This window comes from Tropicimonas sp. IMCC34043 (assembly GCF_003390845.1).
GTDB lineage: Bacteria > Pseudomonadota > Alphaproteobacteria > Rhodobacterales > Rhodobacteraceae > Tropicimonas.
This window is the reverse complement of sequence record NZ_QMEK01000005.1, coordinates 234,847-249,550: the sequence shown is the minus strand read 5'-3', so window position 1 is coordinate 249,550 and position 14,704 is coordinate 234,847. Positions and strand designations below refer to the sequence as shown.

Below are 14,704 nucleotides of genomic sequence, written 5' to 3'. Positions count from 1 at the left end.
GGGACCTAGAACGCCAGCGGCGCGAAGGTGACCAGAAACAGCACCACGATCAGCACCGCCATATAGGGCAGCACGGCCTTCGAGATCTGTTCGAGCCCGAGCCCCGTCACCGAGGTCGCGACATAGAGGTTGATCGCGACCGGCGGCGTGATCATGCCGATTGCCAGCCCCATCACGATGACGATGCCGAAATGCACCGGGTCGAGCCCAAGCTGCAGCGCCAGCGGCAGCAGGATCGGCGTCAGGATGATCAGGGCCGAGGCGGTTTCGATGAAGACGCCGGTCAGCAGGATCAGCAGCAGCATCAGCGTCAGGATGACGAAGGTGTTCGAGGACAGCGACAGCACGGCGCCGGCGATCTGCGCCGGAACCTGCCAGTTCGACAAGAGCCAGCTGAGCGCGGCCGAGGCCGAGATCACGAACATGATGACGGCCGTGGTCATCGCCGAGCGGATGAACAGCCGATAGACGTCGCTCGCGCGCATGTCGCGATAGATCACCAGCGAAACGAACAGCGCATAGTTGACCGCGATCACCGCCGCCTCAGACGGGGTGAAGACGCCCGAGAAGATGCCGCCAAGGATGATCACCGGCGTCATCAGCCCCCAGAAGGCCGACAGGAAGGTGCGAAATATCCGGGTGACGGAAACCGCGCCGCCGCTGGGATAGGCGCGGCGATGGCCCTGGATCAGCGCAATCGCCATCAGTCCGATTGCCATGGCGACGCCCGGGATGAAGCCGCTGAGGAACAGTTTCGAGACAGATTCCTGCGCGATGACGGCATAGATGATCATCGGAACCGACGGCGGGATGACGACACCGATGGTGCCGCCCGCGGCAATCAGGCTTGCCGCCGAGGCCGGGTCATAGCCCTTGCGGGTCAGTTCGGGCACCAGCGTCGCGCTGACCGCGGCCGTGGTCGCGGCCCCCGAGCCCGAGATCGCGGCAAAGAACACCGCCGCCAGGATCGAGACGATGGACAGCCCGCCCTTCAGAAACCCGATCAACGCGTCGGCAAGCGCGATCAACCGGGCACTGACCTGACCCTGGGCCATGATGTCACCGGCAAGGATGAACATTGGCACCGCGACCAGCGCAAAGCTGTTGATCCCTGAGAACATCTGTTGCGGCAGCACCAGAAGCGGCACGCCGCCGGCCTGCATCGAAATCAGCGTCGCCCCACCGATGGCCAGCGCCACCGGCAGGCCGAGCACCAGAAACAGCGCGAAAAGACCGAGCAGGACAAGGCTCATTCGGCAGGCTCCGCGAATTCCGGGGTCTTGCCCGCCAGGATCGCGCGCAGCAGGTCCGACAGGCAGAACCAGGCCATCAGCAGCGCGGAAACGGGGATGATCGCATAGACATAAGACATGGGCAGCCGCATTGCCGCCGATTTCTGGAAGCTCTGGATCGACATGTATTCGTACCCGACCCAGGCGAGCGACAGCAAAAACGCGAGCGCGAGCACAAGGGCGACAATGGTGGCCGCCCGACGCGCCGCGTCGGGCAGGCGTTCGACCAGAACGGTCACCGCGATGTGGCGGTGTTCATGCCAGGCATAGACCGAGCCGAGAAAGGTCAGCCAGACCAGCAGGAAGCGTGCGACTTCCTCGGTCCAGCCGAAGGCGGTAAAGAACACGCGGGTGACGACCTGCAGCGTGATCGACACGATCAGCGCCGCCATGCCCGCAAACAGCAGCGGGCGCAGCGCGGCGCCGATTGCACGATCGATCCCCTCGGCCAGCCTGAGCACTCAGTTCAGCTCCGCATTGATGCGGTCGAGGTAGTCGCCGAAGGCTTCGCCGTATTTCTCGTAGACCGGCACCACCGCTTCCTTGAACGCGGTCAGGTCGGCGTCCTCAATGACCTCCATGCCATTGGCCTTCAGCTCTTCGAGCTGGGTTGCCTCCATATCGGCATTATAGGCGCGCTCGAAGGCCGAGGCATCGCGGGCGGACTGGACCAGAACGTCCTGCGCAGCCTCGGGAAGCTTGTTCCAGGCCGGCATCCCCATGACGAAGATCGCCGGGGCATAGGTGTGCCGGGTCATGGTCATGTATTTCTGGGTTTCGTCGAGCTTGAAGGAATAGACCACGCCGACCGGGTTTTCCTGGCCGTCGATGGTGCCCTGCTGCATCGCGGTCAGCGCCTCGGTCCAGGCCATCGGGATCGCGTTGGCGCCAAGTTCGCGGAACGTGTCGGTATAGACCGGGTTTTCCATCACGCGGATACGCAGCCCGTCCATGTCGGCGGGGGTGGCCACCGGATGCTGGCTGTTGGTCAGGTTGCGGAACCCGCGTTCGGCATAGGCGAGGCCCTTGAGGTTCACCTCGGACAGCCGGTCGAGCAGCTCCTGCCCGACATCGCCGTCAAGCACCCGATAGGCCGCTTCGCGCGAGGGGAACAGGAACGGTAGTTCGAACACCGCCATCGGTTCGACAAAGTTCGCGACCGGACCGTTGGTGATGATGCCCATGTCGACGCTGCCGATCTGCATGCCTTCCAGCAACGTGCGTTCGTCGCCGAGCGAGGCGTTCGGGAAGATCTCGATCGTCACCTTGCCGTCGGTGCGTTCGGCGACGAGATCGCGGAACTTCATCGCCGCAATGTGGAACCCGTCCTGTTCGGTCACCACATGGGCAAGCCGCAGAGTCACGGGTTTCATGTCGTCAAAACCTTGTGCGGTGGCCGGCATTGCGCCGAGGACCATCGCCGCGCCAAGGGCCGAGGCAAGGAAATTACGTCTGAGCATTGTGTGAGTCTCCTCCGAAAATCAGGCGTCCCTCCATCATTCAGCCGCGTGAGAAGGTCAACCAGCGATGGCGTCCGGGGCCCGTCAAGGCGTCAAGAGCCGATACTGACGTGGCGTCACACAACCTTGGCGCGCATGTCAGGACCCGAGAACGCAGCGCCGCGCACGGCTGGGCCTTGACAGGTGGGTGGTTCCGAAACATACTTTATTCGGAACTATGCTCCATAATAATGACATTCCGCCATCGCGGCACCACCGGGCTGCAAATCGGGCGGTGCGGAAGCCGGAAAACCCGAGGGACGACGTGTAACAATGGCCGCCTCAGACCCGTCCCAAGGACCCGAAGCGCGACTGGCGCACAGCGGCATCGCCCTGCCACAGGTTCCGCCAGCCCCGATCGGCAGCTTTGCCAATGTGCGCCGCTCGGGCAATCTGCTGTTCGTTTCGGGGCAGGGGCCGGTGTCTGCCGATGGCAGCCTGATGCAGGGCAGGGTGGGCGACGATGTCTCGGCCGAGGCGGCGCGCGGCCATGCAAGGCTCGTGGCCGTCAACATTCTGGCGGCGCTCAGGGCCCATTGCGGCGGGCTCGACGCGGTCGGCGGGGTGGTCAAGCTGCTGGGACTGGTCAACGCGACGCCAGACTTCGCGCGCCATGCCTTTGTCATCGACGGCGCCTCCGAGCTTCTGGCCGAGATATTCGGCGAGACCGGAATTCACGCCAGATCGTCGCTCGGCGTCGCCTCGCTGCCCAATCGGATCACGGTCGAGATAGAGGCGATCTTCGAACATGCCGGTTAGCCGCCCGATGCCGTCCCCTGCGCGCTTTGGATCAGTGGCGCCCAAGCGAGCGTTCGACCGACGCCGCAGCATCGCGGACCGCGACCGACAATGCCTCGCTGCGCTCCTCGGCCTTGCGGTCCGGCACCACGATCGAGATCGTCGCGACGCAGGCACCGGATTCGTCGCGGATCGGGGCTGCAATGCAGGCCACCGAGAATTCCGATGCGTTGAACTGCACCGAAAGCCGGTTCTCGAAATCCTCGCGCGCCTGCCGCGACAGAACGTCGGGGTCGGTTTCGGCCATGCCGGTGTTCGAGGGCCGCGCGGTCGCGGCGAATGTCGCGCGCCGATCCTCGTCGCCAAGGTGGCCCAGAAGCAGCCGCCCCGAGGCGGTCCAGTTCAGCGGCACCCGCGTTCCGACCGCCGAGGCGACGCGGAAATGCCCCTCGCCATGGGCCATGCCGATCACCAGCATCATGCCCTCGTCGCGTGCACAGATCTGCACCGTCTCGCCGGTCGCATCGACCAGGCGCTGCATCTCCTGCTGGGCCAGCGAGAACACATCCATCTGGGCGCGATAGACCAGACCATAGCGCATCAGCCGCGGCCCCAGCCAAATCATGTTGTCGGGCTGCCGGGTCAACATCGAACGCTCAACCAGTTCATCGACCAGACGGTAGATGGTCGAGACCGGCGCGCCCGCGGATTTGGCCAGGTCATAGGCCGACATCGCCACCTTGCGTTCGGCAAGGATGTCCATGATCTGCAGCGTCCGGTCGATACCGCTGGTCCGGGTGCGGGGCGCGGTGGCCTGATCCATGATGCGTCCCCCCTGTTTCCCCTCGGCCCGGCGCCGCCCTGAGCGCGGCCCCGGCGCCGGTGTTCCGCCCGAATGGATATAATTACTGAATAACGCAAGCAACCAGAAACCATCCGACAGGAGATTTCACATGACTTCGCTACGCAGAGACTTTTTGAAATTCGGCGCCTTCGGGCTGGCCTCGGCCGGCGTGACGGGCGGATCGCTGGTCCTGACAGCCGGCGAGGCGGCGGCACAATCGGCCGCGGACAGCCTGCTGCCGAAGGTAATCGACCGCGGCAAGGTGCTGGTCGGCACCGGATCGACCAACGCGCCCTGGCATTTCGAGGACGACGCGGGCGAGTTGGTCGGCATGGACATCACCATGGGCCGGATCCTTGCCAAGGCGCTGTTCGACGACGAGACCAAGGTCGAGTTCGTGCTGCAGGATCCGGCCCAGCGGATCCCCAACGTCAACACCGGCAAGGTCGACATCGTATGCCAGTTCATGACCATGAGCGGCCAGCGTGCCCAGCTTGTGAACTTCTCGCGCCCCTATTACGTCGAGGGCGTGGCGCTGATCTCGCGCCCAGGGAACGAGATCAAGAGCTATGACGACCTGCTGACCATCGGATCCAAGGCGCGGGTCTCGATCCTGCAGAACGTCGGCGCCGAAGAGGCGGTGCACGAGGCGCTGCCCGAGGCCGAGGTGATGCAGCTCGACACCCAGGCAAACGTGCTGCAGGCGGTCGACTCGCGGCGCGCCGATGCGGCGGTGGTCGATCTTTCGACGGTGCGCTGGCTGGTGGCGAAGAACCCCGACCGCTATTTCGATTCCGGCAAGCAATGGCGCTCGATGCTCTATGGCGCAGCGATGAAGCAGGGCGACCTCGACTGGCTGACCTTCGTCAACACGGCTTTCACCATCGCCATGTTCGGTCACGAGACCACGCTCTATGACGCGGCCTTCAAGACCTTTTTCGGGCTCGAGCCGCCGACGCGCACGCCGGGCTTCCCGACGATCTGAGCGCCGAACCTGTCAACCGCGGCGCCCCCCCGCCGCGGCCCCCCGCCGGAGATTGCCATGGGATACGACCTGAACTTCGCCGTGGTCTGGCGGAACTTCGACAAGATGTGGGGCGGGCTGCTGCTCAGCCTCGAACTAGCCGTGATCTCGATCGCGATCGGCGTGCTGATCGGGTTGGTGCTGGCGCTCGCCCATGTCTCGGGCGGGCGCTGGCTGCGCGGCGTAATCGCGGCCTATGTCGAGACGATCCGCAACGTGCCGCTGATCCTTCTGGTCTATCTGGTGTTCTACGGCCTGCCGCAGGCGGTCGATATCCGCTATGACGCGGCGACCTCGTTTGTCGTCACGCTGTCGGTCTATTCCGGCGCCTATCTGGTCGAGGTGTTTCGCGCCGGGCTCGAGGCCATCCCGAAGGGCCAGATCGACGCCGGCAAGGCACTGGGCCTGACCCCCTGGCAGCGCTTCACCTCGGTCCGGCTGCCGGCGATGATCCGCATCATCCTGCCGGCGCTGTCGAACACCTTCATTTCGCTCTTCAAGGACACTTCGGTCGCCTCGGTCATCGCCGTGCCCGAACTGACCTGGGGCGCACAATGGATCAACCTCAACACCTTCCGCATCGTCGAGGCCTATCTGATCGCGACCGCCATGTATCTTGTCACCGGCTATCTGCTGCTGTTCCTGCTGCGCCTGCTGGAGCGTCGTTTCCGGGTCGGCCGCCATGCTTGAGCAGATCGTCTATGCCATCCCGTTCCTGTTCGGCGGGCTCTGGGTCACGCTCGTCGTCTCCGCGCTGACGGTCGGGATCTCGCTTGTCGCAGGCGTCCTGCTCGGCTGTGCGCTGATCTATGGCGCACTTCCGCTGCGGCTGTTGGTGCGGCTGTTTTCCGACACCATCCGCGGCATCCCGATCCTGGTGCTGCTGTTCTTCGTCTATTACGGCTTCCCGGCCATCGGCATCGACTTTGACGCGTTCTGGGCCGCGGTGACGGCGCTGACGCTGTTCAAGACCGCGCAGGTGATCGAATATCTCCGCGGCGCGGTGCAATCGATCCCGCGCGGCCAGACCGAGGCGGGCATGGCGATCGGGCTGACATTCGCCGAACGCCTGCGCTATGTGATCTTTCCCCAGGCGCTGCGCCGGTTCCTGCCGCCCTGGATCAACGGCGTGACCGATGCGGTCAAGGGCAGTGCGCTGGTGTCGCTGCTCGGCGTCACCGACCTGATGCATTCGATCAACCAGGTGATCGGCCGCACCTACGAGGCGCTGCCGCTCTATATCCTCGGGGCGTTCATCTATTTCGTCATCAACTACTCGCTCTCGGCGCTGTCGCGACGGCTCGAACGGCGGTTCTCCTTCATGCAGGCCTGATCCATATGACCGACCCACTGCTTTCGATCCGCGGCTTGCGGAAATCCTTCGGCGAGATCGAGGTTCTGAAAGACGTCGACCTCGACGTCGGGCGCGGCGAGGTTGTGACCGTCATCGGCCCCTCGGGCAGCGGCAAGACCACCCTGCTGCGCTGCGTCAACTTCCTTGAAAGCTACGATGCCGGTTCGATCCGGATCGATGGCGAAGAGGTCGGCTTTTCCGCCCCCGGCCAGCGCCGCAACGAACGCACGCTGGCACGGATGCGGGCCGAGACCGGGATGGTGTTTCAAAGCTTCAACCTGTTCCCGCACCTGACCGCGGCCGAGAACATCATGCTGGGCCTGCGCAAGGTCCGCCGCAAATCGCGCGACGAGGCCCGCGCCATCGCCGAGACCTGGCTCGACCGGGTCGGGCTTGCCCACAAGGCCGACAGCCTGCCGGCCGAACTGTCGGGCGGCCAGCAGCAGCGTGTGGGTATCGCGCGGGCCGTTGCGATGGAGCCAAAGGTGCTGCTGCTCGACGAGATCACCTCGGCCCTCGACCCCGAGCTTGTCGGCGAGGTGCTCGAGGTGGTGCGCGCGCTTGCCGCCGAGGGCATGACCATGCTGATGGTCACCCACGAGATCGCCTTTGCCCGCGATGCCTCTTCGCGCATCGTCTTCATGGCCGACGGCCGGATCGCGGCCGAGGGCGAACCGAGGGAGCTTCTGGCCAACGCCGACGATTATCCCCGCCTCGCGGCCTTCCTGGCGCGTTTCCGCGCCTCCTATTTCTGACCTCTCTGGAGCTGACATGACCCCGCCGACCCTCACCAACTCCGACATCCGCAGCCGCCTCGGCCTTCGCAAGGTGGTCAATGTCTCGGGAACCATGACCTTTCTCGGCGCCTCGATCATCGGCCCCGAAGCCATCGCGGCGATGGCCGAGATCGCGCCCGAATGGATCGAGATGGACGACCTGCAGCGCCGCGCCAGCGCGACGATTTCCCGCCTGACGGGCGGCGAGGCGGGCTTTGTCACCGCCTGCTGCGCCGCCGGCATCAGCATGGCGGTCGCGGGTACGATCACCGGCGACGACCTGCTCGCCGTCGAACGGCTGCCCGACGACACCGGCGGGCGCCCGAACGAGGTGATCCTGCAACTCGGCCATTCGGTGAACTATGGCGCGCCGATCGACCAGTCGGTGCGGCTCGCCGGCGGCAAGGTGGTGCTGGCCGGCACCGTCAGCTCGACCATGCCCTTCAACATCGCGAACGCGATCACCGACCGGACGGCGGCGGTGCTGCACGTCGTCACCCACCATTCGGCGCAATACGGGATGCTGTCGCTGCCCGAGGTCGTCGCGATCTGCAAGCCCAGGGGCATCCCGGTCATCGTCGATGCGGCGTCGGAATACGACCTCCGGGTGTTCCTCGCGCAAGGCGCGGACCTCGTGGTCTATTCGGGCCACAAGTTCCTGTCCGGGCCGACCTCGGGGCTTGTTGCGGGCCGCAAGGATCTGGTGCGCGCGGCCTATATCCAGAACCACGGCATCGGCCGCGGCATGAAGGTCGGCAAGGAAAGCATCGCCGGCGTGATGGCAGCCCTCGACGCCTGGGAACGGCGCGATCACACAGGGATCCGCGCCCGCGAACAATCCGCGCTCGATCTGTGGATGAGCACACTTGCCGGGATGCCCGGCCTGCAGGCGAGGATCGTGCCCGACCCGACCGCAAACCCGCTCGACCGGGTCGAGGTGCGGGTCCTGCCCGAAAGCGGCTTCACCGCCACCGGGTTTGCCCGCGCGCTTGCCGCAGCCGAACCGCCGGTGATCGTGCGCAACCACGAGGCCGAGCTTGGCCATTTCTTCCTCGATCCCTGCAACCTGCACCCGGGCGAGGCCGAGGTGGTGGCCGAGGCGCTGATCTCCCTGATGGCCGCCCCGCGCCCGGACTATGCCATGGACACCCCGCGCCGCAGCGCCGCAGGCTGGCTCGCCTGGCCCGACTGACCACCACGGACCATCGCCGGGGCCGAACCCCCGGCGTCTTCTTCTTGGTCCAAATACCTGCCCCGGCCGGCCACCCCCGAAACGGCCGGGGCAGGGCGGCTTCAGGCCTTCCCCAGATAGTCGCGCACGACCGTCTCGGTACCCTCGGCCCAAAGCCGGTTCAGCCAGCCGATGAAATCGGCGCGGAACGCCTCGGCCTTGGCGACGTCGCCATAGATGTCGCCCATCTCAAGCCAGGCGGCGGGATTGTCCCGCGCCGCCCGCGCCTGCCTGGTCAACCGGTCCCAATCGGGATCGTTCGGTTCGATCACGACGCCCTGTTCGTCCTCGCCATAGCAGTACCGGCACCACAGCGCGCTTTCGAGCGCGAGGCCGGGCACCGCGCGGCCCTTCGCCAGATTGTCGCGTGCCGAGGGCACGATGAACTTCGGCTGCCGGTTCGAGCCGTCAAGGCAGAGCCTGCGGATCTCGTCCTCGATCCTGGGGTTCGAGAACCGCTGCCGGATCAGGGTGAAGTAGTCTTCAAGCGAGGTGTCGGGCACCGGCGCCACCACCGGAATGATCTCGTCCCGTTCAACCTTTTCGAGGAAGGCCGAGACCAGCGGATGCTCCATCGCGTTGTGGGCATAGTGGCAGCCCATCAGATGGCCCGCATAGGCGATGCAGGCATGGCCGCCGTTCAGGATCCGGATCTTCATGTTCTCATAGGGCGTCACGTCCGGCACGAACTGCACGCCCACGTCTTCCAGCTTCGGCCGGCCGGCGGTGAACTTGTCCTCCAGCACCCATTGCCGGAACGGCTCGCAGAACACCGGCCGGGCATCCTCGACCCCGAAGGTGTCGCGCAGGTACTTGCGCCGCGCTTCGGTCGTCGCGGGCGTGATCCGGTCGACCATGCCATTGGGGAAGGCGACAGTGTCCTTGATCCAGGCGGCAAGCGCCGTGTCCTGACCCTCGGCGATCCCCACCACCACGTCGCGGGCGACGCGGCCATTGTGGGGAACGTTGTCGCAGGACATGACCGTGAAGGGCACCTCGCCGGCGGCGCGGCGCGCCTTGAGGCCCGCCACGATGGCGCCGAAGATCGTTTTCGGCCTGTCGGGGTTGGCAATGTCGTGGCGGATCGCGGCCTGGCTCGGGTCGAACACCCCGGTTGCGGGATCGATGAAATAGCCGCCCTCTGTCACCGTCATCGACACGATGCGGATCGTCGTGTCGGCCATCGCCGCAAGGATCGCGGCACAGCCCGGCTCGACCGGCAGGAAGCCCCGCATGGCCCCGATCACGCGCGCCGCGTCGCCCGCGCCATCCTGTTCGACCACGGTGTAAAGGCAGTCCTGCGCCATCAGCGCCTTACGCTGTTCGGCGTCATAGTCCATGACCCCGGCGCCGAGAATGCCCCAGTCGTGCGAGAGCCCCTTGGCGAACAGATCGTCGAGATAGACCGCCTGATGCGCCCGGTGAAAATTGCCGAGCCCCACGTGAAGGATGCCGGGCGTCACCGCATCGATGTCATAGCCGGGCGCTGCGACCCCGGCGGGAAGCGCGCCCAGTGTGGCGCGGGAAAGTCGGGAAAGTGTCGTGGTCATCTTGGCCTCCGTTCGGATCGGACGGTCGATGATGCCGCCCTGGGTGTCGTCCGGGGCGCGCTTGCCGCGCCCCGATGGCGGCGGCTCAGCGTATTCGCTGGCCGCCGTCGACCTTGCAGAAATGGGCGGCGAAGGCTGCGGCGCGGATCTGCGCCGCGGGTGAGCCTTCGGCCCCTGTCATGACAGCCTCAGACCCTGCTCGTCGAAGCGATGGATCTTGTCGGGCTGCGGCGTCATGAAGACCGTATCGCCGTGGTTGAGCGCAACCTCGCCGCTGGCACGGACGGTCATGCCCTCGGAAAGACCCGTGTCGAGCACATGGGCGAAAGTGTCGGAACCCAGATGTTCCGAGACCCCCACAACCCCCTTCCAGGCACCCTCGGTGTTGGAAACATCGAGGTGTTCGGGGCGGATGCCGATGGTATGGGCATTGTACTTTGCAGCTTCCGGTCCTTCGATGAAGTTCATCCTGGGGCTGCCGATGAAGCCTGCGACGAACTTGTTCGACGGGGTCCGGTACAGATCCAGCGGCGATCCCACCTGTTCGATCCGGCCGGCCTGCAGCACCACGATCTTGTCGGCCATGGTCATCGCCTCGACCTGATCGTGCGTGACATAGACCATCGTGGTGGCGAGCGTGTTGTGCAGTTCGGAGATTTCGAGCCGCATGTTCACCCGCAGCGCCGCATCGAGGTTCGACAGCGGTTCATCGAACAGGAAGGCCGAAGGTTCGCGCACGATGGCACGCCCGATCGCCACCCGCTGACGCTGACCGCCCGAAAGCTGGCCCGGCTTACGTTCGATATAGGCCGCAAGGTTCAGAACCCGCGCGGCATTGTCGACCCGCTTGTCGATCTCGGACTTGCTGAGCCCCGCCATCTTGAGCGGGAAGGCGATGTTCTTGCGCACCGACATATGCGGATAAAGCGCATAGGACTGGAACACCATGGCAAGCCCGCGCTTGGCGGGCGGCACGTCGGTGGCGTCCTTGCCATCGATCACGATCGCGCCGCTCGAGACATCCTCGAGCCCCGCGATCAGCCGCAAAAGCGTGGATTTCCCGCAGCCCGAAGGCCCGACGAAGACCACGAACTCTCCGTCTTCGATCCGCAGGTCGAGCGGCGGAATGACTTCCACGTCGCCGAATGCCTTGCGAACCTTGTTGAGTGTGATTTGTCCCATAGGTCTCCCCCCCTATTTCACGGCGCCGAACGTCAGGCCGCGGACGAGTTGTTTCTGGCTGAACCAGCCCATGATCAGGATCGGCGCAATGGCCATGGTCGAGGCCGCCGACAGCTTGGCATAGAACAGCCCTTCGGGGCTGGAGTAACTGGCGATGAAGGCAGTGAGCGGGGCGGCCTTGGCCGCCGTCAGGTTGAGCGTCCAGAAAGCCTCGTTCCAGGCGAGGATGACGTTCAGCAGCAGTGTCGAGGCAATGCCCGGCACCGCCATCGGGGTCAGGACATAGATGATCTCGGACTTCAGAGACGCACCGTCCATCCGTGCGGCTTCAAGGATATCGACAGGGATCTCCTTGAAGTAGGTATAGAGCATCCAGATCACGATCGGCAGGTTGATCAGCGTCAGCACGATCACCAGACCGGTGCGGGTATCCAGAAGCCCGAGGTTGCGGAACATCAGGTAGATCGGGATCAGGACGCCGACGGGCGGCAGCATCTTGGTCGAGAGCATCCACATCAGGATGTCCTTGGTGCGCTTGGAGGGCACGAAGGCCATGGACCAGGCCGCCGGCACCGCAATCAGCAGGGCAAGCAGCGTCGAGCCGACCGATATCACCACCGAGTTCATGAAGTGGCGGAAGTAGTTCGACCGCTCGTTCACCGTGATATAATTCTCGAGCGTCCAGTGGAAGTTCAGGAATTTCGGCGGAGAAGCAATGGCTTCCGCCTCGGTCTTGAAGCTCGTGATGATCGTCCACAGGATCGGGAAGAAGATCGCGAAACCCACCGCCCAAGCCACGACGGTGACGATCGCCATGCGGCGGGATGTTACCTTGCGTGCCATGTCAGGACTCCAGATTCTTGCCGATCATCCGCATCAGGAAGATCGCAACGATATTGGCGAGGATGATGGCGACGACGCCCCCGGCCGATCCGCCGCCAACGTCGAACTGCAGCAGCGACTGGACGTAGACGAGGTAGGTCAGGTTGGTCGAGGCATAGCCCGGACCGCCGTTGGTCGTGACCAGGATCTCGGCAAAGACCGACAGCAGGAAGATTGTCTGGATCAGGATCACCACGGTTATGGCGCGCGACAGGTGCGGCACCACGATATAGATGAAGCGGCTGAGCGGGCTTGCCCCGTCCATCTCGGCGGCCTCAAGCTGTTCGCTGTCAAGCGACTGCAGCGCGGTCAGCAGGATCAGCGTGGCGAAGGGCAACCATTGCCACGCCACGATCACGATGATCGAAAGCAGCGGCGCCTGGGCCAGAAAGTCGAAAGGTTGCAGCCCCAGCGCCTGGGCGAAATGGGCAAACAACCCGTTGACCGGGTTCATGAACATGTTCTTCCAGACCAGCGCCGAGACGGTGGGCATGACGAAGAACGGTGCGATCACCAGCACCCGGACAATGCCCTGGCCAAAGAAATCCTGGTCGAGCAGCAGCCCAAGAAGGGTGCCGCCGACAATGGTGATCACCAGCACGCCACCAACCAGAACCAGCGTGTTGCGCATGGCGTACCAGAAGGCGGGGTCGGTCAGAAAATATCGGTAATTGTCGAAACCGGCCCATTCTTCCATCCCGGGCATCAGCAGGTTGAAGCGCAGGAACGAGAAGTAGAGCGTCATCGACAGCGGGATGATCATCCAGGCAAGCAGCAGAAGCACCGAGGGTGAGAGCATCGCGCGCGCAGCGGCACGGGAATGTTGGGTGGCCATGGCCGGCTCCTCGACAAGGGGTGGCAGGCAGGGCGGGCCGACGCAAGAACGCGTCGGCCCGGGGAGGGAAGAAAGCAGGTCGGATCGCGTGAGGCCTAGCTCACTTGATGTAGCCGGCTTTCTTCATCTCGCGCGTCGTCAGCGCCTGCGCGCTCTGCAGCGCCTGGTCGGCCGTGGCCTGACCCGCGAGGGCTGCCGAGAACTGCTGGCCAACAGCCGTGCCGATACCCTGGAATTCCGGGATCGCGACGAATTGCGAGCCGGTGTAGGGCACTTCCTGAACCGTCGGATGCGCTGTGTCGACGCCATTGATCGCCGCCAGGGTCATTGCCGCAAAGGGGGCGGCTGCCTGATAATCGGCGTTTTCATACAGCGACGTACGGGTGCCCGGAGGGGCCGCGCGCCAGCCGTCCTGCGCCGCGACGAGGTTGGTGTAGTCCTTGGAGGTCGCCCAGGCGATGAACTTCTTCGCGGCGTCTTCCTTGGTACTGCCGGCCGGAACGGCCAGGTTCCACGACCACAGCCAATGGCCGGTGCCTTCCATGCCCGCCTTGTTCGGGAACTGGGCATAGCCGACCTTGTCGGCCACGGTCGAATCCTCGGGGTCGGTCACGAAGGAGGCGGCGACGGTCGCGTCGATCCACATTCCGCACTTGCCCTGCTGGAACAGCGCGAGGTTCTCGTTGAAGCCGTTCGACGAGGAACCCGGAGGACCATAGTTGGTCATCATGTCGAGGTAGCCGTCGAGCGTCGCCTTCCATTCCGGGCTGTCGAACTGGGGATTCCAGTCCATGTCGAACCAGCGCGCGCCTTCGGAGTTGGCCATCGAGGTGATGAACGCCATGTTCTCGCCCCAGCCGGCCTTGCCGCGCAGGCAGATGCCGTAGATGCCGTTGTCCTTGTCGGTCATCGCCGCGGCGGCTTCCTTGATCTGATCCCAGTTCGGCTTGTCGGGGATCGTCACGCCGGCCTTTTCGGCCAGGTCGGTGCGGTACATCACCATGGCGGATTCGCCATAGAACGGCGCGGCATAAAGCTTGCCATCGACCGAGAGGCCGCCGGCGATCGCGGGCAGCAGATCGCCCACGTCATAGCCTTCGGGCATGTCGTCGAGCGGCATCAGCCAGCCCTGCTTGCCCCAGATCGGCACTTCGTAGTTGCCAATCGTCATGACGTCGTACTGGCCGCCCTTGGTGGCGATGTCGGTGGTAACGCGTTGGCGGAGAATGTTTTCTTCAAGCGTCACCCACTCCAGATCGATATCCGGGTTCTTGGCCTTGAAGTCGTCGGCCAGACCCTGCATCCGGATCATGTCGCCGTTGTTCACTGTCGCGATGGTGATGGTTTCGGCAGTGGCAGCCGTGGACAACGCCGCCACCGCACATGCGCCGAGCAGCGCCTGTGCGTTTGTCAATTTCATGGTCTTCCTCCCAAGAAGCCTGAGCATATGCTCATGACATGGGCCGATGCTCACCCTCGGACAGACTTTTGTCAAGG

The 14,704-nt window shown here is 64.6% G+C and carries 15 protein-coding genes; 6 read left to right on the top strand and 9 right to left on the bottom strand.

Annotated elements, in window-relative coordinates:
* Nucleotides 1-5 precede the first annotated feature (5 nt).
* The 3 genes from DQG17_RS17350 to DQG17_RS17340 are packed head-to-tail and all read right to left on the bottom strand — an operon-like array spanning nucleotide 6 to nucleotide 2,752.
* Entirely contained in the window at nucleotides 6-1,253 is a 1,248-nt protein-coding gene (locus DQG17_RS17350; protein WP_116134137.1) for a TRAP transporter large permease, read from the bottom strand.
* A complete protein-coding gene (locus tag DQG17_RS17345; RefSeq protein ID WP_198666171.1) occupies nucleotides 1,250-1,753 on the bottom strand; it encodes a TRAP transporter small permease in 504 nt (167 codons plus the stop codon). The genes DQG17_RS17350 and DQG17_RS17345 overlap by 4 nt, the downstream gene beginning before the upstream one ends.
* Nucleotides 1,754-2,752: a TRAP transporter substrate-binding protein gene (locus tag DQG17_RS17340; RefSeq protein ID WP_116134136.1), complete on the bottom strand. Its 999-nt coding sequence runs from the start codon at nucleotides 2,750-2,752 to the stop codon at nucleotides 1,754-1,756. It abuts the gene before it with no gap.
* A 312-nt stretch (nucleotides 2,753-3,064) separates the two neighbouring features.
* Between DQG17_RS17340 and DQG17_RS17335 the strand changes: the two genes are divergently transcribed.
* Nucleotides 3,065-3,550 carry a RidA family protein gene (locus DQG17_RS17335; RefSeq protein WP_116134135.1) on the top strand — a complete coding sequence of 162 codons (486 nt, stop codon included), beginning with the start codon at nucleotides 3,065-3,067 and terminating at the stop codon, nucleotides 3,548-3,550.
* A 31-nt stretch (nucleotides 3,551-3,581) separates the two neighbouring features.
* Here DQG17_RS17335 and DQG17_RS17330 read toward each other — a convergent pair whose 3' ends face one another.
* Nucleotides 3,582-4,352, bottom strand: coding sequence for an IclR family transcriptional regulator (locus tag DQG17_RS17330; protein ID WP_116134134.1), 771 nt, complete (start codon nucleotides 4,350-4,352; stop codon nucleotides 3,582-3,584).
* Between the two features lie 130 nt (nucleotides 4,353-4,482).
* Here DQG17_RS17330 and DQG17_RS17325 point away from each other — a divergent pair, with 130 nt between their 5' ends.
* From DQG17_RS17325 to DQG17_RS17305, 5 genes are read left to right on the top strand one after another with little or no spacing between them, the layout of a single operon-like run.
* Complete coding sequence (locus DQG17_RS17325; RefSeq protein ID WP_116134133.1) at nucleotides 4,483-5,358, top strand: transporter substrate-binding domain-containing protein; 876 nt, start codon at nucleotides 4,483-4,485, stop codon at nucleotides 5,356-5,358.
* Between the two features lie 57 nt (nucleotides 5,359-5,415).
* Nucleotides 5,416-6,087, top strand: coding sequence for an amino acid ABC transporter permease (locus DQG17_RS17320; protein ID WP_116134132.1), 672 nt, complete (start codon nucleotides 5,416-5,418; stop codon nucleotides 6,085-6,087).
* Nucleotides 6,080-6,730: an amino acid ABC transporter permease gene (locus DQG17_RS17315; protein ID WP_116134131.1), complete on the top strand. Its 651-nt coding sequence runs from the start codon at nucleotides 6,080-6,082 to the stop codon at nucleotides 6,728-6,730. The genes DQG17_RS17320 and DQG17_RS17315 overlap by 8 nt, the downstream gene beginning before the upstream one ends.
* 5 nt (nucleotides 6,731-6,735) lie before the next feature.
* Nucleotides 6,736-7,506: an amino acid ABC transporter ATP-binding protein gene (locus DQG17_RS17310; protein ID WP_116134130.1), complete on the top strand. Its 771-nt coding sequence runs from the start codon at nucleotides 6,736-6,738 to the stop codon at nucleotides 7,504-7,506.
* A 16-nt stretch (nucleotides 7,507-7,522) separates the two neighbouring features.
* Entirely contained in the window at nucleotides 7,523-8,719 is a 1,197-nt protein-coding gene (locus DQG17_RS17305; protein WP_116134129.1) for an aminotransferase class V-fold PLP-dependent enzyme, read from the top strand.
* A gap of 101 nt (nucleotides 8,720-8,820) precedes the next feature.
* On the opposite strand, the gene DQG17_RS17300 is transcribed toward DQG17_RS17305, so the two are convergent.
* The 5 genes from DQG17_RS17300 to DQG17_RS17280 form a co-directional block, all read right to left on the bottom strand.
* Nucleotides 8,821-10,308, bottom strand: coding sequence for a mannitol dehydrogenase family protein (locus DQG17_RS17300; protein WP_116134128.1), 1,488 nt, complete (start codon nucleotides 10,306-10,308; stop codon nucleotides 8,821-8,823).
* Between the two features lie 177 nt (nucleotides 10,309-10,485).
* Nucleotides 10,486-11,490 (bottom strand): ABC transporter ATP-binding protein, encoded by a 1,005-nt coding sequence (locus tag DQG17_RS17295; protein WP_116134127.1) that lies wholly within the window; start codon nucleotides 11,488-11,490, stop codon nucleotides 10,486-10,488.
* A 12-nt stretch (nucleotides 11,491-11,502) separates the two neighbouring features.
* Nucleotides 11,503-12,333 carry a carbohydrate ABC transporter permease gene (locus DQG17_RS17290; RefSeq protein ID WP_116134126.1) on the bottom strand — a complete coding sequence of 277 codons (831 nt, stop codon included), beginning with the start codon at nucleotides 12,331-12,333 and terminating at the stop codon, nucleotides 11,503-11,505.
* A 1-nt stretch (nucleotide 12,334) separates the two neighbouring features.
* A complete protein-coding gene (locus tag DQG17_RS17285; protein ID WP_116134125.1) occupies nucleotides 12,335-13,207 on the bottom strand; it encodes a carbohydrate ABC transporter permease in 873 nt (290 codons plus the stop codon).
* A 100-nt stretch (nucleotides 13,208-13,307) separates the two neighbouring features.
* Entirely contained in the window at nucleotides 13,308-14,627 is a 1,320-nt protein-coding gene (locus DQG17_RS17280; RefSeq protein ID WP_116134124.1) for a sugar ABC transporter substrate-binding protein, read from the bottom strand.
* Nucleotides 14,628-14,704 lie beyond the last annotated feature (77 nt).

Coding starts and splice junctions, on each gene's coding strand:
- DQG17_RS17350 (WP_116134137.1), bottom strand. CDS start 1,253: ATGAGCCTTGTCCTGCTCGGTCTTTTCGCGCTGTTTCTGGTGCTCGGC.
- DQG17_RS17340 (WP_116134136.1), bottom strand. CDS start 2,752: ATGCTCAGACGTAATTTCCTTGCCTCGGCCCTTGGCGCGGCGATGGTC.
- DQG17_RS17335 (WP_116134135.1), top strand. CDS start 3,065: ATGGCCGCCTCAGACCCGTCCCAAGGACCCGAAGCGCGACTGGCGCAC.
- DQG17_RS17330 (WP_116134134.1), bottom strand. CDS start 4,352: ATGGATCAGGCCACCGCGCCCCGCACCCGGACCAGCGGTATCGACCGG.
- DQG17_RS17325 (WP_116134133.1), top strand. CDS start 4,483: ATGACTTCGCTACGCAGAGACTTTTTGAAATTCGGCGCCTTCGGGCTG.
- DQG17_RS17320 (WP_116134132.1), top strand. CDS start 5,416: ATGGGATACGACCTGAACTTCGCCGTGGTCTGGCGGAACTTCGACAAG.
- DQG17_RS17315 (WP_116134131.1), top strand. CDS start 6,080: ATGCTTGAGCAGATCGTCTATGCCATCCCGTTCCTGTTCGGCGGGCTC.
- DQG17_RS17310 (WP_116134130.1), top strand. CDS start 6,736: ATGACCGACCCACTGCTTTCGATCCGCGGCTTGCGGAAATCCTTCGGC.
- DQG17_RS17305 (WP_116134129.1), top strand. CDS start 7,523: ATGACCCCGCCGACCCTCACCAACTCCGACATCCGCAGCCGCCTCGGC.
- DQG17_RS17300 (WP_116134128.1), bottom strand. CDS start 10,308: ATGACCACGACACTTTCCCGACTTTCCCGCGCCACACTGGGCGCGCTT.
- DQG17_RS17295 (WP_116134127.1), bottom strand. CDS start 11,490: ATGGGACAAATCACACTCAACAAGGTTCGCAAGGCATTCGGCGACGTG.
- DQG17_RS17290 (WP_116134126.1), bottom strand. CDS start 12,333: ATGGCACGCAAGGTAACATCCCGCCGCATGGCGATCGTCACCGTCGTG.
- DQG17_RS17285 (WP_116134125.1), bottom strand. CDS start 13,207: ATGGCCACCCAACATTCCCGTGCCGCTGCGCGCGCGATGCTCTCACCC.
- DQG17_RS17280 (WP_116134124.1), bottom strand. CDS start 14,627: ATGAAATTGACAAACGCACAGGCGCTGCTCGGCGCATGTGCGGTGGCG.